The following is a 337-nucleotide window of genomic DNA, read 5'->3' on the forward strand; positions in this document are numbered from 1 at the left end:
CCTGCCAGCGTCACCGACTTGTAGTTCGTCGTGCCGTCCGTGTTCTTGCCGTACGTCACCGCGGCAATCGACTTGCCGTCTTCGCCGATCAGGCCCGACGACTTCAGTTGCGATACATTCACCGCGTCCATGTCGGCCTTGCCTGCCGCCACATTCGACAGGATCGTGCCCGCCTTGCCGCCGGCCAGCGTCACCTTGTCCTTCGACTTGCTGTCGTACACCACCGCCAGCGATTCACCCGTCGTGCCGTCGATGACGCCGCCATCCGTCAGCGCGTCCTTCAGGCCGCCCAGGCTCTCGTTCGTCGCGAACAGCTGCGAGCCGTTCACCGCGTCCG

General features: G+C 65.0%; 1 pseudogene. It reads right to left on the bottom strand.

Features of this window, described 5'->3' with window-relative positions:
- A pseudogene (locus U5771_RS35435) lies at window positions 1-337 on the bottom strand (adhesin); the annotation flags it as partial.

This window comes from Burkholderia sp. BCC1977, from assembly GCF_905339595.1.
In the GTDB taxonomy this organism is placed as follows: Bacteria; Pseudomonadota; Gammaproteobacteria; order Burkholderiales; family Burkholderiaceae; genus Burkholderia.